This window comes from Aliivibrio sp. 1S175, from assembly GCF_001690985.1.
Taxonomy (GTDB): Bacteria; Pseudomonadota; Gammaproteobacteria; order Enterobacterales; family Vibrionaceae; genus Aliivibrio.
Map to the genome: position 1 here is coordinate 58,068 of NZ_MAJS01000079.1, position 23,354 is coordinate 81,421.

Annotated in this window: 17 protein-coding genes; 6 read left to right on the top strand and 11 right to left on the bottom strand. The window is 39.7% G+C overall.

Features of this window, described 5'->3' with window-relative positions; all coding sequences use genetic code 11:
• The first annotated feature begins 6 nt into the window (after positions 1 to 6).
• Entirely contained in the window at positions 7 to 801 is a 795-nt protein-coding gene (locus A6E06_RS15490) for a DUF1338 domain-containing protein (RefSeq protein ID WP_065594193.1), read from the top strand.
• 69 nt (positions 802 to 870) lie between these two features.
• Here the strand turns inward: A6E06_RS15490 and crp are convergent, their stop codons facing one another.
• Positions 871 to 1,503 carry a cAMP-activated global transcriptional regulator CRP gene (gene crp, locus A6E06_RS15495; RefSeq protein WP_005421074.1) on the bottom strand — a complete coding sequence of 211 codons (633 nt, stop codon included), beginning with the start codon at positions 1,501 to 1,503 and terminating at the stop codon, positions 871 to 873.
• 246 nt (positions 1,504 to 1,749) lie between these two features.
• Here crp and A6E06_RS15500 point away from each other — a divergent pair, with 246 nt between their 5' ends.
• The gene (locus A6E06_RS15500) at positions 1,750 to 2,151 is read left to right on the top strand and encodes an OsmC family protein (protein ID WP_060992622.1); all 402 of its coding nucleotides are present in this window, start codon (positions 1,750 to 1,752) and stop codon (positions 2,149 to 2,151) included.
• Positions 2,152 to 2,267: 116 nt separating this feature from the next.
• Here A6E06_RS15500 and hslU read toward each other — a convergent pair whose 3' ends face one another.
• The 5 genes from hslU to priA form a co-directional block, all read right to left on the bottom strand.
• Complete coding sequence (hslU, locus tag A6E06_RS15505) at positions 2,268 to 3,602, bottom strand: HslU--HslV peptidase ATPase subunit (protein WP_065594192.1); 1,335 nt, start codon at positions 3,600 to 3,602, stop codon at positions 2,268 to 2,270.
• Positions 3,603 to 3,624: 22 nt separating this feature from the next.
• Positions 3,625 to 4,149 carry an ATP-dependent protease subunit HslV gene (hslV, locus tag A6E06_RS15510; protein WP_065594191.1) on the bottom strand — a complete coding sequence of 175 codons (525 nt, stop codon included), beginning with the start codon at positions 4,147 to 4,149 and terminating at the stop codon, positions 3,625 to 3,627.
• A gap of 181 nt (positions 4,150 to 4,330) precedes the next feature.
• Entirely contained in the window at positions 4,331 to 4,906 is a 576-nt protein-coding gene (locus A6E06_RS15515) for an SPOR domain-containing protein (protein ID WP_065594190.1), read from the bottom strand.
• Between the two features lie 180 nt (positions 4,907 to 5,086).
• Complete coding sequence (gene cytR, locus A6E06_RS15520; protein WP_065594189.1) at positions 5,087 to 6,094, bottom strand: DNA-binding transcriptional regulator CytR; 1,008 nt, start codon at positions 6,092 to 6,094, stop codon at positions 5,087 to 5,089.
• A gap of 192 nt (positions 6,095 to 6,286) precedes the next feature.
• Entirely contained in the window at positions 6,287 to 8,488 is a 2,202-nt protein-coding gene (gene priA / locus A6E06_RS15525) for a primosomal protein N' (protein WP_065594257.1), read from the bottom strand.
• Between the two features lie 237 nt (positions 8,489 to 8,725).
• On the opposite strand from priA, the gene rpmE reads away from it, so the two are divergent.
• Both rpmE and A6E06_RS15535 read left to right on the top strand, forming a co-directional pair.
• Positions 8,726 to 8,944 (top strand): 50S ribosomal protein L31, encoded by a 219-nt coding sequence (gene rpmE, locus A6E06_RS15530; protein ID WP_012551187.1) that lies wholly within the window; start codon positions 8,726 to 8,728, stop codon positions 8,942 to 8,944.
• A 234-nt stretch (positions 8,945 to 9,178) separates the two neighbouring features.
• Complete coding sequence (locus A6E06_RS15535; protein WP_065594188.1) at positions 9,179 to 10,426, top strand: malic enzyme-like NAD(P)-binding protein; 1,248 nt, start codon at positions 9,179 to 9,181, stop codon at positions 10,424 to 10,426.
• Between the two features lie 96 nt (positions 10,427 to 10,522).
• On the opposite strand, the gene pulA is transcribed toward A6E06_RS15535, so the two are convergent.
• The 5 genes from pulA to metJ form a co-directional block, all read right to left on the bottom strand.
• Entirely contained in the window at positions 10,523 to 14,110 is a 3,588-nt protein-coding gene (gene pulA / locus A6E06_RS15540; RefSeq protein ID WP_065594256.1) for a pullulanase-type alpha-1,6-glucosidase, read from the bottom strand.
• Positions 14,111 to 14,315: 205 nt separating this feature from the next.
• Complete coding sequence (locus tag A6E06_RS15545; RefSeq protein ID WP_065594187.1) at positions 14,316 to 15,140, bottom strand: MalM family protein; 825 nt, start codon at positions 15,138 to 15,140, stop codon at positions 14,316 to 14,318.
• A 72-nt stretch (positions 15,141 to 15,212) separates the two neighbouring features.
• The gene (locus A6E06_RS15550; protein WP_172794768.1) at positions 15,213 to 16,550 is read right to left on the bottom strand and encodes a carbohydrate porin; all 1,338 of its coding nucleotides are present in this window, start codon (positions 16,548 to 16,550) and stop codon (positions 15,213 to 15,215) included.
• Positions 16,551 to 16,946: 396 nt separating this feature from the next.
• Positions 16,947 to 18,968 (bottom strand): alpha-amylase family glycosyl hydrolase, encoded by a 2,022-nt coding sequence (locus tag A6E06_RS15555; RefSeq protein WP_065594186.1) that lies wholly within the window; start codon positions 18,966 to 18,968, stop codon positions 16,947 to 16,949.
• Between the two features lie 118 nt (positions 18,969 to 19,086).
• The gene (gene metJ / locus A6E06_RS15560) at positions 19,087 to 19,407 is read right to left on the bottom strand and encodes a met regulon transcriptional regulator MetJ (protein ID WP_012551189.1); all 321 of its coding nucleotides are present in this window, start codon (positions 19,405 to 19,407) and stop codon (positions 19,087 to 19,089) included.
• A 253-nt stretch (positions 19,408 to 19,660) separates the two neighbouring features.
• Here metJ and A6E06_RS15565 point away from each other — a divergent pair, with 253 nt between their 5' ends.
• Positions 19,661 to 20,827, top strand: coding sequence for an O-succinylhomoserine (thiol)-lyase (locus tag A6E06_RS15565; RefSeq protein ID WP_065594255.1), 1,167 nt, complete (start codon positions 19,661 to 19,663; stop codon positions 20,825 to 20,827).
• Positions 20,827 to 23,244 (top strand): bifunctional aspartate kinase/homoserine dehydrogenase II, encoded by a 2,418-nt coding sequence (locus tag A6E06_RS15570; RefSeq protein WP_065594185.1) that lies wholly within the window; start codon positions 20,827 to 20,829, stop codon positions 23,242 to 23,244. Before A6E06_RS15565 ends, A6E06_RS15570 begins: the two co-directional genes overlap by 1 nt.
• The last annotated feature ends 110 nt before the right edge of the window (positions 23,245 to 23,354 follow it).

Below are 23,354 nucleotides of genomic sequence, written 5' to 3' on the forward strand. Positions count from 1 at the left end.
ATAAACATGAATAATGTAAATTCTTTATTTTCGTCATTGTGGAAAGATTATATTGCGCGCTTATCCCCATCTGCTGGGAAGGTGCATCAATTACTGTCTAATAACGATGAACTGATTAACGATCATATTGCGCTACGTACGTTTAATTTACCTAAAGTTGGACTACAGACTCTTGCTGCGCCATTTTTAGCAATAGGCTATAAAGCGTGTGAGATTTATGACTTTGAAGCTAAAAAACTGAAAGCGCAGCATTTTGAGCACCCAGATCCTAATGCGCCACTCGTTTTTATTAGTGAATTATTAGTAGAAGAGTTATCACCTGAAATACAGGACATTATTCATGGCTTGGTTGAACAAGTACCAGCCCACTATTTTGCCACCAGTGATTTTCTTTCTTCCGGTAGGCCTTGGACATTAAGTTTCGAAGACTATCAAGTATTAGCGAAGGAAAGTGAGTACGCTTCTTGGTTAGCGGCTCATGGTTATGGCGCTAATCACTTTACGGTTTACGTTAATCAGCTTGAAGCGTTCTCTGAAGTGGTTGATGTGAACCAACACTTACGTGATGCAGGTTTTGCAATGAACGAAGTGGGTGGTGAAGTGAAAGGCTCTCCTGAGGTTTACTTAGAACAGTCATCAACAATGGCGGATAAAGTGAAAGTGAATTTTACGGAGGGTGAGTTTGAAATTCCTGGTGGATTTTATGAGTTTGCTAAGCGATATACGTTGCCAAGTGGGAAGATATATACAGGATTTGTAGCTGCATCTGCTGATAAAATTTTTGAAAGCACAGACAGTTAATTCTAAAATTTAGGCATAAAAAACGCAGCTCAAGGGCTGCGTTTTTATTCGTTTAAGATAAGCGTTAAATTAACGAGTACCGTAAACTACAATTGTTTTACCGTGTGCAGAGATCAAGTTTTGCTCTTCAAGCATCTTCAAGATACGGCCAACAGTTTCACGTGAACAACCTACAATTTGACCGATCTCTTGACGAGTGATCTTAATTTGCATGCCATCTGGGTGAGTCATCGCATCTGGTTGTTTAGCTAGATTCAGTAGAGTCTGAGCGATACGGCCTGTAACGTCTAAGAATGCTAAATCACCCACTTTTTGGCTAGTGATTTGTAGACGAGTTGCCATTTGAGCAGAAAGACGCATCAGAATATCTGGATTTACTTGGATAAGTTGACGGAATTTCTTAAATGAAATCTCAGCAACTTCACAAGGGCTTTTTGCACGAACCCATGCTGAACGTTCTTGACCTTCTTCAAACAAGCCAAGTTCACCAATGAAGTCACCTTGGTTTAGGTAAGAAAGGATCATTTCCTTTCCTTCTTCATCTTTAATTAGTACAGCAACAGAACCTTTTACGATGTAGTAAAGAGTCTCAGCTTTTTCACCCGCGTGAATCAAAGTACTTTTTGATGGGTACTTATGAATGTGACAATGAGATAAGAACCACTCTAATGTTGGGTCTGTCTGAGGTTTACCTAGAACCATACTTTTATACTTCCTCTGCGTTTGCCAAGTAGGCGATGTCCATTTTAAAATAACTGAGCCAAATATCAGTTTGGCCTATACAATATGGTTATCGGAACAAGGCTGCATGTTCGTTGGGATAATTGATAAAATCATACCCTGTTTCGCCGTTGATTTCTTGACTTTGATCGTATGAAATGTGCGACCAAGGGCACAGTTTCGTGAAATGGATCACGAGTTTTCCTTTTATGTAGTAAAGAGGCTTTTATGAACGCTGAAGTTAAATGGATTGATGGATTTACTTTCTTAGGTCAATCTCAATCTGGTCACTCTGTTGTAATGGATGGTAATGGTGGAGAAAAAGCACCAAGCCCAATGGAATTAGTGTTAATGGCTGCCGGTGGATGCAGTTCTGTTGATGTTGTTGATGGTCTAAAATCAGCAAATCAAGCCGTACTTGGTTGCGTTGCAAAGCTATCAAGTGATCGTCGTGAAACCGCGCCGAAGTTGTTTACTCATATTAACATTCACTTTGAAGTGAGTGGAGATAATCTCGATCCTAAGGTGGTTGAGCGAGTCACTGCTGATTCATTACAGAAATATTGTTCTGTGTGTTTAATGCTAGGTGAAGGCATTGAGATGACACATTCTTGGGAAGTGATTGCTTAGATTATTTTTTCCAAAGAAAAAGCCTCATACATTTTGATGTATGAGGCTTTATTTTTAACTATTGTTTAACCAGTAATAATGAACAGATAATTACTGGAATTAGTATTCGTCGTCAATTATAGAATGAAACGACTTAGATCTTCATTAGCAATCAGATCACCTAAGCGAGATGTTACGTAAGCGGCATCTACCGTTAGGCTCTCGCCATCTTTTTCGGATGCGTCATAAGAGATCTCTTCCATTAGGCGTTCCATCACGGTGTGCAGACGACGTGCGCCAATGTTTTCTGTGCTTTCATTTACTTGGAATGCGGATTCTGCAATACGAGTAATGCCATCTTCAGTAAACTCAAGATTAACATTTTCTGTTGCTAATAAAGCGATGTATTGCTCTGTTAACGATGCATTTGGTTCGGTAAGAATACGTTTAAAATCATTCGCAGTTAATGCTTCAAGTTCAACACGAATTGGTAAGCGACCTTGTAGTTCAGGGATAAGGTCCGATGGCTTAGCCATTTGGAATGCACCTGAAGTGATAAATAACATGTGATCTGTTTTTACCATACCGTGCTTAGTGCTTACTGTGCTGCCTTCAACTAATGGAAGTAGGTCACGTTGCACACCTTCACGAGATACGTCACCAGACTGGGAGTTAGACCCTTTACAGATTTTATCTATCTCATCAATAAAGACGATACCGTGGTTTTCTACGTTGAAAATCGCTTGTTCTTTTAATTCTTCAGGGTTAACTAATTTAGCGCCTTCTTCTTCAGATAGGGCTTTAAGCGCATCTTTAATTTTCATCTTACGCTTTTTAGTTGTTTCACCACCAGATAGATTTTGGAACATACCTTGAAGTTGGTTTGTCATCTCTTCCATACCAGGAGGAGCCATGATTTCTACGCCAACTTGAGGAGCCGCAACATCCACTTCGATTTCTTTGTCATCTAGCTTACCTTCACGTAATTTTTTACGGAAAGATTGGCGAGTGCCTGAGTCATTATCGCTTTCTTCATTTTTACCCCATGCATCACGAGCCGGTGGTAATAAAATATCGAGAATACGATCTTCAGCTTGTTCTTCAGCACGGAATTTTACTTTTTCTACCGCTTGCTGATGTGTCATTTTTATTGCCACGTCAGTTAAGTCACGAATAATGCTGTCGACTTCTTTGCCTACGTAACCCACTTCGGTGAATTTTGTGGCTTCTACTTTTATGAAAGGCGCGTTTGCTAATTTAGCTAAACGACGGGCAATTTCGGTTTTACCAACACCCGTTGGTCCGATCATTAAAATATTTTTTGGGGTTACTTCAGCACGCAACTCAGGGTTAAGTTGCATACGACGCCAGCGGTTACGCAGTGCGATTGCCACTGAACGTTTTGCTTTATCTTGACCAATAATATGGCTATCTAGTTCGTGTACGATTTCACGAGGAGTCATCTCAGACATGGGTATTCCTTATTATTTATCGTTAAACGTTCAGTTCTTCAACGGTATGATTATGGTTAGTGTAGACATCAATATCGCCCGCAATCGTCAATGCTTTTGTGGCAATTTCACGTGCATCTAAATCAGTGTTTTCTAGTAATGCAGTCGCTGCAGAGCGAGCAAAATAACCACCAGAACCAATGGTAAGAAGGTCATTATCCGCATTGATTAAATCACCCGTACCGCTGATGATTAGAGACGTTGTTTTATCTGCAACGATTAACATCGCTTCAAGGCGGCGTAAGGCTCGGTCACTACGCCATTCTTTAGCGAGTTCAACGGCAGCTTTAGTCAAATTACCTTGGTGCATTTCTAGCTTTCGTTCACACAGGTCAAACAGAATGAATGCATCAGCAGTGCTACCAGCAAAGCCAACTAAAACGGAATCATTGTAAAGGCGACGTACTTTTTTTACGTTACCTTTTGCGATCATATCACCTTGAGATGCTTGGCCATCGCCAGCAACCACGACTTTGCCTTCACGGCGTACAGAAACTATTGTAGTCACGAGTAAAACCTCTTATTCGATGATGTAATTTAGTGAGACTCTTACATTAATCTTTATGATTATTACTATTGTAATGGGGGGGATGATGTTGGTTTTCAAGATGAGGAGAATAGAAAAAGGAGCACTTGATGTGCTCCTTTTGGGAAATGTGTGATGTTATTACGACTTTTTATGCTGAGGGCTACTGATCTTTCCAGATAGCGCATGGCTCTATTTTAGCTCGTTGTAATTTATGGCGATCTTTTTCAGCATCACGCTTAAATTTATACGGACCTAAAACCACTTTAAACCAGCTACTGCCTTCTGCATGTCTAACTGTAGAGGTTAGTCCTTGGAACGCGATGTTCATTTTACGTTCTTCGGCTTGTGAGCGATTTTTATAAGCGCCACATTGCATGATGTAAGGGATTTCAGAAACTTTCAGTTCTTTTTGTTTAACTTCAATTTCTTTATTTGGCAGTTCATCCATATAACTCCATTGCTCTTCTGGCATTGGAGGGATCTCTTCCGTGTTAGATTTCTTTTTAGCTTTAACTGGAATAACTTCGGTCACCGTTGATTTAGTTTCTGGTGTAGGAGAGTCATTTAGAAAGTAAAGGGCATAACCAAACACCGCGACTAATAGAGTAGCAACAGCAACCGCTTTCCATGGAGTTGATCCACTCGATGCAGGTTGTTTAGCCCCTTTTTTCTTGGCTGGTTTCTTTGTCGCTTTCTTAGGAGAGCGTCCACGTTTTACATAATCTTTATTGGCCACAATACTTTTACTTTATACAGAATTACAGAGAGAATACGTCATGGTAATCAGTTGTATGAATGCATACCAGCACTTGTGTAAAAAAGTACGTAAAAAGTCACTATTTGAACAAATAGTTCTATTGATAGTAGTGACTTTAGTGTTTTATTCTTTTTCTTCTTATTAATTCTTGTCTTTACGTTAACGGCTTTTTGGGGGTGCCGTACTCGCTCTAAGCACTAAAGAAGATTCAAGTAGACGAGAGCCTGAACGTACATCATGACCCTTTAATAAATCTAAAAGCATTATCATCGATTGGCGGCCAATCTCATAACGAGGTTGAGATATAGTCGTTAAAGGGGGATCACAATATTGAGAGAACTCAATATCATCAAAGCCCATAATTGAAATATCTTGAGGAATGCGAAACCCCATTTGCTTGGCTTTCTGAATTGCACCAATCGCCATTACGTCATTATGACAGAAGACCGCGGTTGGTGGAGAAGCAAGAGAAAGCAGTTGGGCGATGGCTGCCGCACCGGCTTCAAAAGTAAAGTTACCGTAATGCACATACGAGGTATTCATTGTGATACCTGCACGACGCAGTGCTTGTTGGTAGCCTTGATGTCTAAATTGGCACAGTGCGGAGTCTTCTGGACCAGATAATTCAGCGATTCTATTGTGGCCTAATTTGGTTAGGTAGTTTACGGCTTCAAATGCTGCCGTTAGATTATCGATATGAACGGTTGGAAGTTCTAATTCTGGCGCATATTCACACGCCATGACAAGAGGAGGTAAGTTTTTCTGTTCTTGGCGACTGGCATTAAAAGGAAGATCAGAGCCTAATAAAACCATTCCATCAACTTGCTTAGTGTAAACAAGATTAGCAAAAGACTGCTCACGTTTTTTTTGTTGGCTACTGTCGCCAACTAAAATGACATACCCATTTTCAACCGCAGTGTCTTCAATACCTCTTAGAATTTCACTAAAATAAGGATCGCAGATATCAGGAACAATCGTCACAATGGTTTTTGATTCATTGCGGCGTAATGTTCGAGTTAATGTCGTTGGAGAGTAGCCAGTTTCAATGATGGCGCCATCTACACGTTTACGGGTGGATAATGATACTTTTTCTGGTGTCATTAGCGCTCGTGATACGGTCGCTGTTGATACTCCTGCCGATAAAGCAACGTCCTTCATTGTCGCCATAATATTCCTCTCCAACTGATTTAAATCTAAAGTAAACGATTGCTCTAATTATTTGAATAGATATTTTATGTGTAAAATAAAGATTTAAATACGGGTTATTTAACAAAAATTACATCTGTATTGTGAAGTGACTCACATCAGAGTCGATTGTTTTTTCTATTTAGTATGAATAATAATCAGAAAAGCCTTATTTTAACTAAGATCTTGTGGCTCAATGTCTAAAGTCCAACGTACTTTTTTAGCTAATGGTAATAGCTCAATCGCGGTTTTTGCACCACGCAACATTGATTGCATTACGGTACGGTTTGGCGCTTGAAACAGCAATTGCCAACGGTACTTTCCGGCTCGACGTGCCAGTGGCGCAGGAATAGGCCCTAGCACAGGGGTTGCATCATGAAATTGTGGGTGGCTTTCTAAAATATCACGAACTTGTCGTAAGAACTGTTCCACATTTTCACTATTATTTGCTTCTGCTCTAAACAGAGATAAATGAGTGTAGGGTGGCAATTGTGCAAATTTTCGTTCTTGTAAAGCGTATTCCGCAAAGTGCCCATAACCGTGATGTAATAAGCTTTGTAATAAAGAGTGTTCAGGGTGGTGTGTTTGTAAGATAACTTCACCAGGCTTGCTTGCTCGCCCCGCACGTCCTGCGACTTGGATGAATAATTGTGCGAGTCGTTCAGGAGCTCGAAAATCACTACTAAACAATGAACTATCGACATCAATTAAACCAACGAGCGTAACATTAGGGAAGTGGTGGCCTTTTGCTAACATTTGAGTACCAATGAGTATTTGATATTCGTTGTTTTTAATTGCGTCTAAATAGTTTTCTAAGCTGCCTTTTCGGCGAGTGCTATCTCGGTCAATACGAACGGTTTTGTACTCAGGAAATAGATTCATGAGTTGCGTTTCAAGCTGCTCTGTACCGACGCCAACTGAAATTAGCTGCGTAGAACCACATCCTTGGCATTGATGAATAATCGGTTGTTGTGAGCCACAATGATGACAACGAATTTCGTTGCTATGTTGATGGAAGGTATAAAAGGCATCACAACGTTTACATTCAGCCATCCAACCACATTCATGGCACATAAGTGCAGGGGAGAAGCCCCGACGATTTAAAAATAACATCACCTGATTCCCTTCAGATAAATGCTTTCTCATCTGAGCAATTAAAGGGGCAGATAATCCACTATTTAGATATAGACCTTTTACATCTAACACACCATGTCGAGCAGGGATTGCAGTACCCGCGCGCTTGGTTAATGTGAGATGGTGGTATTTACCGACCTTAGCATTATGTAATGTCTCTAGAGCTGGCGTTGCTGAGCCTAACACAATCGGAATATTGTCTAAATTTGCACGCATTACCGCGAGATCTCGGGCGTGGTATCTCATGCTGTCTTGTTGTTTATAAGAGGCATCGTGCTCTTCATCTACAATGATAATACCGAGATCATTAAATGGGGTAAAAAGTGCTGAGCGAGTACCTATAATGATGCCGGCATGGTTATCTCGTGCCGCTAACCATGCATTTAAACGTTCGGTATCATTAAGTGCAGAGTGGATCATATCGACAGGCACATTAAAGCGACGCTTAAAGCGATTAATGGTTTGTGGGGTTAAGCCAATTTCTGGTACTAAAATAAGAGCTTGGCGACCGGCTTTTAAAATAGGTTCTAATAATTGAAGGTAGACTTCTGTTTTTCCGGAACCTGTTACCCCATCTAATAGGTAACACCCAAATTCAGGGTTTGCATTAACCGTGGCAATAGCAATGGCTTGCTCTTCATTTAACTGTGGCTTTTCTTGTGTTATTTCGACATTACGTTGCCAATAAGTTGGTTTTGGGGCGAGAGAGATTTCTTCTATCCATCCTTTATCCACGACGGCTTTTAAGGTTGCAGCAGTAATGTCTTCTTCCAACATTTGTTCGTGACTGCATTGTTGGTGACGAACAAGGTTAAGGGCCTTGGCTTGTTTAGGTGCTCGAGTCAGTTTGTTAAGATCTTGATTTTTTCCTAGCTCAGTAATTTGCCACGCTTTTAGTGCAGCAAAGCTTGCTTCTCTTCCTTTACGTAACCACGCAGGCATCGCATTCGCTAAGGTTTCCCCAAGTGGATATTGATAATAAGTGCTACTCCAATTAAGAAGTTTATAAAGATGAGGTGACCAGAGAGAGGCGGTATCGAGTACGGAGTCTAGTCCTTTTAATTTCTCACGAGCAAATTCAGAGTCATTACTTAATTTTGTGACTATACCGATAAGGCGTTGACGACCAAAAGGCACTTTTACACGGCCCCCAATGACAGGGTGTTGTCCGGCTTTAATTAAGTAATCAAAGGTACGGTCAAGAGGAACGGGCAGTGAAACGTGTGCAATTGAATAGGACATAGCCAACATTAATCAGGAATAATAGGATGAATAGTCTACTCTTAGATAAAAATATCGCAAAGGAGTAAAATAATCGGTGGAAAAAGTAACAGATCAGTTGATTGATTGGCTGCGATTCATTATTATACGCGACCTTAAGTAAGTGTAATTTATTTATGCTTATTATTTTTGTTACACGACGTGTGGTGTCCGGCTTAGATTCGGATGGCGACACGGCCTAAATTATAAGGTTTTCCCATGAAAGTAGGTATCCACCCAGAATACAAAGCTGTTAAAGCTACTTGTTCTTGCGGCAATGAATTTGAATTCAAATCAGCGCTAGGCAAAGACACAATCCACCTAGACGTATGTGGCGAATGTCACCCGTTCTACACTGGTAAGCAACGTATCGTTGATACTGGCGGCCGTGTTGATCGTTTCAACAAACGTTTCGGTGCAATTGGTTCTAAGAAATAATTACCAATTTCCGATAAAAGAGGAGTCCAATAGGACTCCTTTTTTTATGCTTAAAATTCGGAGTCGCATCACTTTCTTGTTTGAAATAAAGGAATAAAATCTGCCATTAAAGCCCCCATTTTTGTTGGTATGATTTGTAAGTGAGGACTATGAAGTTTGAGCTAGATCAACTATTATACTATTCACTGTTTTGAAACAATCCTCCTATAATTATTAGCATTCAGGAAAACGGCCATGTCTGAAGATTTTCGCGAACAAGCTCTCCATTATCACGCTTACCCAACGCCGGGTAAAATTGAAATTGCATTGACTAAGCCTGCAGATACGGCAGAAGACTTAGCACTGGCATACAGCCCTGGTGTTGCAGAGCCAGTACGTGAAATCGCAAAGAATCCAGACGATGTTTATAAGTACACATCAAAAGGCAACATGGTTGCAGTTATCTCAAACGGCACTGCTATTCTTGGTTTAGGTAACTTAGGACCTTTGGCTTCAAAGCCTGTTATGGAAGGTAAATCATTACTTTTCAAACGCTTTGCTGGTTTGGATTCTATTGATATTGAAGTGAAACACCGCACTATCGATGAGTTTGTTGATACGGTTGCGAACATTGCAGATACTTTTGGTGGTATCAACCTAGAAGATATCAAAGCCCCTGATTGTTTTGAAATTGAACGTCGTTTAATTGAACGTTGTGATATTCCTGTATTCCACGATGATCAGCACGGTACTGCAATTGTAACGGCAGCTGGTATGTTGAATGCTATCGAGCTTCAAGGTAAGAAGTTAGAAGACGCTATCATTGTTTGTTTAGGTGCGGGGGCGGCGGCGGTTGCTTGCATGGAAATGCTGATTAAATGTGGCGCGATGCGTGAGAAAATCTACATGCTAGATCGCAAAGGTGTTATTCACACTCGCCGTGATGACATTAATGAATACAAGCAACGTTTTGCAAATAACACAGACAAGCGTACGCTTGAAGATGTTATTGAAGGCGCTGATTTATTCTTAGGGGTATCGGGTCCTAACTTATTACCACCTGAAGCACTTAAATTAATGGCCGATAAGCCGGTTGTATTTGCGTGTTCAAATCCAGATCCTGAGATCAAACCAGAATTGGCTCATGAAGTTCGTAATGATTTAATTATGGGTACGGGTCGTTCTGATTATCCTAACCAAGTAAATAATGTGCTTTGTTTCCCATTCATTTTCCGTGGCGCACTCGATGTTCGTGCAAGCGTGATTAATGATGAAATGAAGTTAGCAGCAGTTGAAGCAATTCGTCAGTTAACAAAAGAACCAGTACCCGTTGAAGTATTAAAAGCAGCAGGTGTTGATGAATTAGAATTTGGTAAAGGTTACATCATTCCTAAACCAATGGATCCTCGCTTACTTCCTCGTGTGGCTAAAGCTGTAGCACAAGCAGCGGTTGATTCAGGTGTAGCACGTATTGAAATGCCTGAGAACTATATGGAAGCGTAAGTCGCTTTTTATTTTTCTTATAAGCATAAAAAAGGCTTCCTACATCATTGATGAGGAAGCCTTTTTGTTAGGGGTTACTTATTGTATTTTTTGTTATTAATGGTGAAGTTTTTCAAAAACTGCAACAGACCAGGCTGGAGTATTTAACTTATTGTTCGTCACACTTGAGTTTTCTGAACCGTTGCGTGCAATTGATTTAGCGCCATTTGTTGCTTGGATTGAATGAAGTGTATAACCCGTTGCGTCAAAGTTAGCAAATTCGCTGAGAGCTGTTGGAGTTGCATTAACTACAACCACTAGACCATCACGATTTTGGTCAATCGAGGCATCGTAGTTGCTTCCACTGTTATCCATACTCATTACAATCACACCAACGTTTTGATTACTGCCTGTATTATGGAATTTCACACGTTTAATGATCTCTTCACCATGACCTAGAGTTAGTAGGCCAGAAGACGCACGTAATGAAGCAAACTCTTCATAAAAGGCTTTCATTGCTTGAATATTCGCGGTTGTTGGGGTGGCATTCTCGGCTGAATTAGTTATTACGTCTTGAATAACCGTCCAATTATTTCCATCTTTATCTTCTCGAGGTAAACCCACATCCCAGTTATTGTTTTGTGCTGTGAAATCAACACGGTTGTACCAATCCCCTGAATCATAAGAATCACGTTGCATTGATTTAGAACGTAATAACTCACTGCCCATATGTGTAAATGGAACCCCTTGACCTAGCATTGCAGTTGCCAATGAAATTGCTTGCATACGAGTTCGAATTTCAGACGAAATACTATAGCCAATTTTATATTGGTTATTATCCCATAAAGTTTGGTTATCGTGTTTTGATACGTAGTTTTGTACTTCCCAAGCGTCTTTTGCGTAGCCTGCAGGTTGGCCGTTGTAATCTAACTCTGAACCTTTAATATTTTTGTTTTTACTGTCAACAAAAGGGTAATCAGATAAGTTGCCAGCCATACCTAAGCGAGTTAAATCAGCTAGGTGCAGTGCCGTTTTTTTGCTTGTTTTATTTTGTTCGTTAGGTAGTACAGCGGCACCATTACCAAATCCTTGGTTTTCACGTAATCCCATCTCTGAGTCGAATGGGCCACCGCCACGAACAGAATCACGTAAGCGATCGGAAAAAGTACCAACGCCCGTGCCATACATATTTATTTGAGTGGCTTGAGTAAATTGACGATCATTACCCACTTCACCAAAATTCCAACCTTCACCATAAAAGTAAGTTTCAGGATCTACGGCTTTAACTGCAGCCAGCGTTTCTAAGATTTGAGTTTTTGGATGATGTCCCATCAAATCCCAACGAAAAGCATCGATTTTATAATCTTGAGCCCAAACGACTAATGAATCAGAGATTAATTTTCCCATCATGGCATTTTCTGGTGCGGTATTTGAACAACAGGTTGAATTTTCGACGTTCCCTGTCACTTCATTCAAGCGTTGGTAATACCAAGGAATAATGCGATCTAAAACCGATTTATTGCTTACACCGGCTTCATTGGTGTGGTTATAAACAATATCCATGACTACGTTCATGCCGATATCATTCTTTATTGCCATCACCATTTCACGGAACTCTTTAATTCGTGTCATGCCGTCTGGGTTACTTGAATAAGATCCTTCTGGAACCGTATAGTGATATGGATCATAACCCCAGTTAAAGCCATCAATATCTCTTACGTAACTATTTAAGCGTTGTACTACTGCATTCTCTGGAGAGTCTTTTGCTAGCATGGCAGTAAACACAGATGCGATACTGTCGTTGCTGCTACAGTAGCTACCAAAATCTTTATCGTCTTTGATGGTTGTTTTCAAATCACATAACTTAGTGAAGGATTCATCAATATTTGCAACTTGAGTTGTGTCTTCATTGATGGTTGCAATATCAAAGGTTGGTAATAAATGTAGGTGTGATACGCCAGAATCAGAGAGTGACTTTAAATGTTTTACTGGAGCTGAATCTGCTTGGCTAAAGGCAGAGTATTTACCTCTGCTATTTATTGGTGTTGATTGGTCTAGTGCTGAGAAATCACGGATGTGAGCTTCATATAAAATAAATTCAGTAGGGTTATTTTGAGAGTGGGGAGGTGTTAGGCTATTCCAACCTGTAGGCACTACTTCAGCATTGTTTAAATCAATAACTTGACTGAATACGGAGTTGGTAGAAAGACTTAATGAGTAAGGGTCAGTTACTTGGTACGTTTCAATCTTATCTGTTGCTGGGTGATAAACGGTTACTTCGTATTTATAGAAATCACCATGTGCAAGTGCTGTGTTTTCAGCAACCCAACTACCCGTTGCTTGATTAAAGATCATTGGGATCTTTTTGCTCTCTTGCTTGTTGTTGTCATAAGAGACTAAAACAACAGATTGAGAGGTTGGTGCCCATAAACGGAAAGTTGTACTACCATCTGAATTAATAATAGCACCAAATTTTTCATTCACGGCTTGACTAGCGTACAGTGAATCTAACGCACTTGCTGCTTGAACTTCGGTTGCTTTAATAACACCAGTAGCGTCTGATGCTACTAGTATCAATTGGCCTTTCAGTGCTTCTTTTAAAGTGATATCTGATTGAGTAAAGTCGATATCAAAAGCGATAAAATCAGACGCTAGATGTGGCTTTTCTTCTGAACCTTTCCACTCTTCGGATCTGCTTAATGTACCGCTGCTAATAACGTCATCAGATCCAAGTATTTTTTTGCTTTTACTATCAAAAGTCATTCCAGCATTTTTTGCATAATATAACTCTATTTTAGTCGCGTCTTTGCTATTAATTAAAAGAACATCATCACTGGCAAAAATAGCGCTTGCACCTGAAAGCTCAACCCCATTCTCTGGTTTATTTGCGAAAGGTTCATAATAGACTTTATCGGTTCCTTTGAAGATAAATGCAGCGTTACCAATAGCGGTTGTTTTATCAAATTCAATTTTTAGATTGGCAGTTTGGTAATCACCATCACTTTTATTATTTGGAATTATATTTAAGCAGTTGTCTGTGCCGTTTACAGGAATATCCCAGTACACGCCATAGGTATCACTGATACCTGAAGATTCAATGCCGGGCCATGCTGAACTGTCATCATCGAGATTGGTACAGCTACCTTCATTCCATACATGAAGACGGAACGCGTTCGTATCACCATCTGGTGTATTCATATATACACGAGCGTGATTGGCTGGAATATCACCTGTTGGGATCAGTTCAGGGTAAACCGCTGCAACGCCTTCTTGCGTGAATACTTCACCATCAGCATTGGTTTGAGATAAATCGACCTTACCGTTAAAGCTTGCTAATGGCTTATCATTATTTTCGCCAACTCGTGGAATAAAATTAATACATTGAGATGCGTTTTCTTTATCTGCCTTTAATGACCAGTACACGCCAAGTTCAGCATCTTCACCATCGGGAATTAGTCCTTTATTCCAATCACTAGCTTCAGAAGTATCGCCGGCATAAGCACCACAAGCGTCATCATTCCAAACATAAAGGCTAGCATTATCGTAATTATCAGATGTTGATTTAAAATATACCTTAATAGCGTCATTTTTTTCAATAGGGACATCTGTATCATCAGAAGGAGCATTACAGCCGAAAAGTATTGAAGATGTCATTATTGTTAAAATAGATTTTGCCAAATAAGATTTTCTTAATGTGTTATTAATATTATTCACGTTTAATTATTTCCATATATTTATTAGTAGGGTTTATAAATTAAAATAAGAATAGTATTATTTAATAAGTACATATTGTGACCGGCTTAACTAGAACTTATTTAACTTTAAAAAATATCGTTCTGTTTATTTTTATCAGCAGGAAAAGCCCTTAAGGTAGGTCCTTAAAGGCTTTTTATTGTTTATATTTTACCGTTTATTTTTTATTTTTTAATGCGTTAACAAAAACAGTTTCAGCGTCTTTAATTCCTAATGCTTTTGCTTCTTCCAATAAGGCAAGAGCTTTCGTTATATCGTTTGTATTTACAGCTTCAATAATAGCGTTTTTGTAAAACGTTTGGGTCTCTGGTTGAGCTAATGGAGTAATAGGTTTTACTTGTTTTTCTGGTACCTTATAGGCCTGTAGAGACAGTGTTTTTACTGATAGTTTTAGTTTTCCAAAGCGCTTATAGGTATAAGTAGGATCGGTCACCATTGGCATTGCTTCACCTAGCTCTTCAGCTCTTATCCTTGCTGGGTGCTTTATTTTTATTGATTGGCCTAAATAAGCCTCTGATGAATAAATAATAAAATAAGGTGTTTTCGAAGCATCAAGGTCAAAATTTAATTGAAATTGAGTACGAGTAAAAGCATCAGACGTTTTAATATCAAATTGATCTAAACTTGTCGTACTAACAATATTGAATTGGTCATCAAGAGCAATTAGTTTCGGAGCAACTACCGAATCGTTGATCATTAAACTAGAAAGACGTAATTGCACTTTTCCTGAACGTTCTGATAATTTAAAAGCATTAAAATAACTATTTCCATCAGAGAAATGACCAATAGGAGAATCAGTATCTAATTGAAAATCGATCTCTTCAGTACTGTTAAGTTGTATCCACGGGAATTGAGTAAAGTCACTGCAACACACTTCTGAAGAGGCTATAGGAACGATTGGTTCTTGAATGGCTTTAGTTGAAGAACATGCGGTTAAAGAAAGCCCGACAAGTAAGCTAAGTAATAATTTTTTGGTGTTCATCAAGGCTCTCCATGATTTCGATAAATAAACGCAAAAAGGCAGCCGATGTGGCTGCCTTTAATTTTAAAGTAATTAGAACCAGATTTCAGTGTGAACACCGATAATTGTTTCAGACTTACCATCTTTAATGCCAATTTGTTTAGCACTTGCTTCATCGTCAGCAGTAATGTAGCTCACATATGGTTTGATTTGTGGACGACCAAAGTAATCAGCGTTAACAGTAAATGCGGCAGCTAATTCAACGTTAATAATATCACTCTTCAGATCATCACCAGTGCGTCCCCAGTAACCTTCAGCACCTTCTTCGTGAGCATAAGACCCAGTCGCTTCTAAGCGTAGATTATCATTTACTTTGTATGATGGACGCGCTGCAACAATGTAGCGTTTCAGATCTTTAGCACCAAATAACTCATCCAATGCAGCAAAGTATGTTACTTCAGAACCCATTTGCCAGTTTTCAGAGATGTTAACTACACCACCAGAAGTGAAGAAAATTGATTCAGCATTGTCATCACCACCTGACCAGCTACCAAAGTTTACACCACGGTTTTGAGCTGCGCCTTTACCGTAAGCGATAGCGGTTTGTGACCAACCATCTAAGCCGTAGTAGCTAGAGTTTAATGTGATAGAAGCACCGATACCATCATCGTCAGTTACGTTAGCTTGAGTAATGTATTTGAAATCAAAATCTAAGCTACCAAACCCAACATCAACACCGTAATAGTATAAGTCATGAGATGTTAGTGTTTGTCGCCCGTCTGCTCCTGGACCGTTATTAATATCACCATCTGTATCAGCTGCAACAATAGCAAAACCTGCTGTGTTACCAGCGATCTTAGTTTGGATACCAGCACCAACACCTGATGATTGTTTCCAGAACTCACCAGATAGAGCACTTGCAGAACGGTTTAGATAACGTTGACCACCCCAGATAGAAGTGTCCTCGCCTAAGTATGATAGCCCGCCAATCTCAACAAAAGTTTCTTTGATTTCAAATTGTGCTGTTGTGTTGTCTTTTTGGCTACCTGGAGATGAATAAGCGTAAGAGTTACCATTGCCGTATTCAGAACGAACAACAAAGTCAGACCAAACACCATTTGCATGCTCGGTGTGTTTTTTGATTACGAATTCAACTTGGTTAGTACTTTTTCCGTGAGTACCTGCTGTTTTGTAATCTGGTTTACCAAATTCAGTATCTACTGTTTCGCCATCAACCATACGGAAGTTCATCGACGCGTAACCGTGTACTTCCCAACCATCTGCAATTACATCAGTACCATTAACTTTTTCAACTTTAGGTGCGGCTTCATCACCAGAGATAACATCTAATGCAACTTCTGTTTCAGCGAATGCAGCACCTGAAAGTAATGCGGTAGAAACAGCGGCAGCAAGCAAAGTGTATTTATTCATTTTCATCTTAAAATCCTATTTCCTTTTTAAAGGATATTTTGATTTGAAAATGTTTACTCAACTAAGGCAGTGTAGGGAAGTAAAGTAAACATCGTCGTCGTTATTGAACGAGATATAGATTAAAAATAAATCACGATGTTTAACTCCTCCTTCGTTTATGAAAGAGAGGGCGTAGGCTTAGGGATGAGGGGATTAAACAACAGGTCTTCTGTTGATAATAATCACACTTGGTAGGAGGGATTGGATTTATTTATGAGAGAAGAGTCACGTAGGAAGATATTTTGAAATCGGAAATAATGCGGAAATAGAGAAAAGAAAGAAAATGGGAAATAATCAGAAATGTGATCTAGCTAATGATAGACCTCATTAGCTAGAGTTAGTTCAGTTTTTATTCGCTTATTTACATTTAGAAACCATCATTGATTTCGGTTTTCCTTGGGGAGTAAACTCTAAACTCCAAACATAATCCCCCCCTTCTGGGAGGTATATTGCCGTATCTTGTCCATAACCGCCGTTAATTAATGCATTGTTTTGTCCTAACTTAGGAGATAAACCATCGGCAGTGTATTGCGAAGCCCAATCTTTAGTTGCGTATTGCATTTTATAAGGCCCACGCTTTTCATTTGCTACCACTTGATAAACATTATTTCCTTTATATTGGTAAGCACGTTGTGCTTTATGACTCCAGCGAGAATCGGAGAAATCACCTACGAGATATAACGTCTCTTTTATTGGGGCATTAGTATCAGGTATTGTCGGATTATCACATTGAGCCATAAAACCACTGCCATACAGAGCGATTTCTTTTTCTGTCGCTTTAGGACCTGCTGCATTTGGTTCTTCTATTTTTAAAAAGCGGCTTTCAAAGTTAGATAGAGGAATTGTATATACACCTTCGTTAGGGCTAAATATTTGGCCTGTTAATAAATCGACTAAATTACCTTTTGACGCTATCTGTTCAGCTTCAAGGGAAAGCGTTTGGCTTTGTTCTTGAGTGCTAACCATAAATATAATTGCATTATTCTCTGTTTGTTTATGGTCTATATATACCGCTTTATTTGCAATAATATTGGTTCTAACGCCTTCCGATAATGCTGGGTTTTCAATACGTAAAGTCATTAACTCTGAGACGTAGTTTTTTAAGTTAAGTTGGTCAGGTGTTAGTGTTGCAGTAAGGTCATCTATTTTGGCGGATGAGCGAGCGATATGATCATCACATAACCCTTTAATGGCACAAGTGTCTTTATTTTCTTTGTTAGAGAAACCATCAATTTGATCGCCAATTTCATCTCCGTAATAAAGAGTGATAGGGCCGGTATAAGCAGCTTGAAAGGAAAGAGCAGCTTTATGACGTAACCAATAATTACTCTCACTTGGCTCGGCAATATCACCACGTTGTAATAAATCACCAAAGCGAACGACATCATGGTTTCCTAGCATTAGATTTGGAGTGGCGTGTGAAGGGTAGAGTTCATGCATTTGCATTCCCTCATTAAGCCATTCGCCCCCTTTATTTCCCACGCTACTTTCATTGACTGCAAAGGTTTCAGTCACTCGGAAACGCAAAGGAAAATCGAATGCAGAGCATAATGCTGGGTTCCCTTCTTCTCCATAACCTGTTTCTGTAATGTAGTTTTCGTTATTCCAGATCTCTGCCACCATGTAACCGAGAGGGTTAACTTGTTCACCTTTATTATTCGTATACGTTGTGTTTTTTGATGCGTTATCAACGGATTTTCTGATGTTTACCCACGATTCTGTAGGGACTTGGTAAGCTTGATCTAATCGCCAGCCATCGATTTTTAATTCAGAAATCCAATAAGCTGCGACTTCAGAATAAAAATCTTCACTGGCAGGGTAATCAACAGGATTATTGCTACCACTAGGAAGCAAGCCTGATGGTGATGGCTTAATTAACCCTTCTTTATGATGTCCAAATACGCCATCAAATAAGACATAGATCCCGCGTTTATGAGCTTCTTCTACTAATTCTTTCGCCTTTTCCAATGTGCCAAAACGAGGATCAATTTTGAAGAAATCAGTTGCGAAATAGCCGGTTGCATCCAGCTTATCAGCCCAATGGTCTTGGCCTTCAATTGGTGCGGATTCAAAAATAGGCGTCATCCAAATGGCGTTCATACCTAATGATTGAATGTAATCTAATGAATCAATGATCCCTTGTAGATCACCATTATGATGACTCGGGCCGTAACCTGTGCCATGACCAATGCTGTTATCACCATCAACAAAGCTTTCCACCATGATTTGGTAGATGCGTAAATGATTACTTTCTTCCATCATTTGTGGATTGCATTGATAGGTAGAGGTTATTTGTGTTGTTTCTGAGGTTGAGCTACATGCGCTCAATATAGAAGTAATAGCGAGTGCTATTGCTGCTTTTGCTATCTTATTTTTCACAGTAAGTCCTTTATAATTATAAGTAGGGCACTGTGATTATTTAATAAGCAAATAGAAATGTAATCCTCCTAATTTGTTTAAAAGAAGGAGGAGACAGCAGGAGGAGATAAAGAGTTACTTATTCTTCATCAAATGCTTCGAATTCAATGCCCATAGCGGTCATTAAGGCTTTCGCTTCTGTTGGAATATCATCGGGACGGTCTTTACGTAGATCTTCATCTGTTGGTAAAGGTTGCCCTGTATAAGCATGAAGAAATGCTTCACACAACAATTCACTGTTTGTTGCGTGACGTAGGTTACTTACTTGACGACGAGTTCGCTCATCAGTAAGTATTTGAAGTACCTTCGTTGGAATTGACACGGTAATTTTTTTTACCTGTTCACTTTTTTTACCATGCTCGGCATAAGGACTTAAATAGTCACCATTCCAATCAGCCATTGCTCACCTTCGTTCTGAATTATTGTTGTTTAAAATACGATGGCTTAATTCTAGCGATATTTACGGCTATAAGCAAAGATATATAGACGTCTAGAAGTATTGACGTCTCATTTTGTGATGGTAGAGTAGAAGAATATAACTTATGGATTAGATTATATCAGTCATCTGAGATAGAAGAGTAGAAAATTACTGCTTTATATCTCATTAAATTGATTGGTATCAGACTACTGCTTAGCAGTTTGGAAGGGAAATGATGAGCGAGAGAAAACCTGCAACTATTGCCGTTCGTACTGGCATTGAAACTGATTCACAACATAATGCGGTTGTGCCACCTATCTACTTATCTACCAATTACAGCTTTCCTGAATTTGGTGATGTTCCTAAGTATGATTATGCTCGCTCAGGAAACCCGACCCGAACCCAACTTGAAACTACCTTGTCTGATTTAGAGTGTGGTGCGGGGGCGATTGTTACAAACTGCGGCACGGCGGCTCTTAATCTTATGGTGTCTGCGTTACTTGGTCCTGATGATCTTATTGTTGCGCCTCATGATTGTTATGGTGGAACGTACAGACTGTTTAATAGTCGTGCCAATAAAGGTGACTTCAATACTTTGTTTGTTGACCAATCAAATGAAGATGCTCTGGATGCGGCATTAGCTAAAAAGCCTAAACTTATCTTATTAGAAACACCATCGAACCCATTAGTTCGTGTGGTAGATATTGCGAATATTTGTCAAAAAGCCGCAAAAGTCGGTGCATTAGTTGCCGTAGATAACACCTTTCTTTCTCCTGTATTACAGCAGCCTTTAACTCTTGGTGCTGATTTTGTTCTTCATTCTACAACTAAGTACATTAACGGACATTCTGATGTCGTTGGTGGCGTGTTAATTGCTAAAACCCAAGAGCATGCGGACGATTTTGCATGGTGGGGCAACTGTATTGGCGCCACAGGAACTGCATTTGATAGTTATTTAACATTGCGTGGTATTCGTACGCTTAGTGCTCGTATGCGAGTGCATGAAGAGAATGCAATCGAAGTATTGAAATGTCTTCAAGAGCAAGAATTAGTCGGTACAATTTATCATCCAAGTTTGCCTGAGCACCCTGGTCATGAAATAGCAAAACGCCAACAAACTGGTTTTGGTGCGATGTTAAGTTTTGAATTAAATGGTTCATTAGAGCAATTGAAGGTATTTGTCAGAGCGTTGAAATATTTTTCTCTAGCAGAATCTCTTGGTGGTGTAGAAAGTTTAATTGCTCACCCTGGCACCATGACTCATCGAGCTATGTCGGATGAAGCACAAGCTGAAGCGGGTTTAGTTCCAACACTATTACGTATCTCTGTTGGGTTAGAAGACAGTCGTGATCTTATCGCGGATCTGAAACAAGCCTTCGTTATTGCTGCAGAGGTGAAGTAATGACAGGATTAGTACCACGTCAGTTACATAAGTTTGGTGGCAGTAGCCTTGCCGATCCAGAATGCTATCGTCGTGTCGCGACTATTTTAAAAGAATACTCAAGTGAGCATGATCTGGTTGTCGTGTCTGCTGCGGGCAATACGACAAACCGAATTTTAGAATGGTTCGATGGTTTATTAAAAGATGGCCGATTAGCACATGAAATCTTGGAATCTTTACGTAAGTACCAACAAGAGCTGATTTCAGAATTACTTAGCGCTGAAAATGCGGAACCACTACTTGAGCTACTGCATAAAGAGCTGATTGCTATTGGCCAATTGCACGCGCCACTAACTGAGGTCCAACAAGCGGATATTCTTGGTCATGGAGAAGTATGGTCATCTCGATTACTTTCTGCCTATTTAAATCAAATTGATTTGCAAGCGATACCTTTAGATTCACGTTCTTTTTTAAGAGCAGAGCGAGGCTGTCAACCTGAGGTTGATCGCGCATTATCATGGCCATTATTTAAAGATCAAATAGCGTTGCACCCCCATGGACGAATCGTGATTACTGGATTTATGGCTCGCGACCAAAAAGGAGAAACCGTTCTGCTTGGTCGTAATGGCTCTGACTATTCAGCGACCATGATAGGGGCATTGGCTGAAGTCTCTCGCGTTACTATTTGGAGTGATGTCGCTGGAGTATTTAGTGCCGATCCTCGTAAAGTGGAAGATGCTTGTTTACTGCCTCTACTGCGTTTAGATGAAGCGAGTGAGTTGGCTCGATTAGCGGCTCCTGTATTACACAGCAGAACGTTACAACCCGTTGCGCAAAGTGCATTGGATTTGAGTTTGCGTTGTAGTTATCAACCTGAATCTGGTTCTACTCGTATTGAGCGAGTATTAGCTTCTGGTCGTGGTGCAAAAATAGTCACTTCATTAGAAGATGTGTATTTAATCCAATTAGGTTTTGGTCGTGGGCAAGATTTTGAACGAGCAAAACAAGAAGTCCTTTCTTTACTTACTCGTTCTCAGTTACAGCCTCTAGCATTGGAAGTACAAGATGATCAATATACGCTTTTATTGGCGTATACCTCTGAAGTCGTTAATGAATCATTAGATGTGCTACAAAACTCGGCGGTACATGCTGAAATTAAATTAAAGGAAGGCTACTCAATGGTGGCAGCCGTTGGGGCTGGCGTGACAAGTAATGCCATTCATAGTCATGGTTTTTATCATCAATTAAAGAATCGCCCATTAGAGTTTGTATGTGAATCAGAATCAGGATTAAGCTTGGTTGCGATTTTGCGTAAAGTGGATACAACGTCAATTATTAAAGCGATGCATACACACCTATTTCAAGCGCAAAAAAGAGTAGGCTTAGTCTTATGTGGTCATGGAAATATAGGATCTCAGTGGTTATCGCTTTTTACTCAACAAAAGCGCCATCTTGAAAAACGTCACGGAATGCAATTTTCGTTAATTGGTGTTATCGATCGCCATCGTAATTGGTTTGATTTCGATGGCTTAGATAGCGGCTCAATTGTTGAAAAGTTTGATGATGAAGCGGTTCCTTATGACAATTTTGATTGGATCGAAAAAATTGGTGCAATTCAAGGGTACGATGATGTTGTTGTTTTAGATGTAACGGCAAGTCCAGAGTTATCACAGCAATACAGTAAAATTGCGGAGCAAGGGATACATTTGATCTCTGCAAATAAAGTGGCTGGCTCTGCACCAAGCGATGAATACCAAGCCGTGATTGATGCGTTTACAAAAACAGGTCGTCATTGGTTATATAATGCGACCGTCGGAGCGGGACTCCCTATTAACCACACAGTAAGGGATTTACGTGAAAGTGGTGATGAGATAATAGCTTTATCTGGTATTTTTTCAGGGACATTATCTTGGTTGTTCCAACAATATAATGGTGATGTTCCGTTTACTGAGCTAGTTGATCTCGCTTGGCAACAAGGCCTAACTGAACCAGATCCTAGAAATGATTTAGATGGTTCTGATGTCATGAGAAAATTGGTGATCTTAGCGCGTGAAGCTGGATTGAAAATCGAACCAACTCAAGTAAAAGTAGAATCTCTCGTTCCTGTTGAATTGAAAGATGTCAGTTTGGATGATTTTTTAGCGAAAGGTGAGCTGATCAATAACGCCTTATTTGAGCGTTTAGAAAAAGCCCAAAGAGAGCAGAAAGTATTGCGCTATGTTGCTCGTTTAAATAAAGATGGCAGTGCAACAGTAAGTATCGAAGCTCTTTCTGATCATCATGCATTAGCTAACTTATTACCTTGCGATAATATCTTTGCGATTGAAAGTAAATGGTATAAAGATAATCCATTAGTTATTCGTGGCCCGGGGGCAGGAAGGGAAGTAACTGCTGGTGCAATTCAATCTGATTTAAATCGAATAGCTGCTCTTTTTTAACCTAGTTAATGTTCACTAATATTGATTGGCCATGCAGGTTTGCATGGCTTTTTTGTTGATTTTGTAGGAAAAAACGGAATTGGGGTAAGTTTAGATTATTTTATGTTTTT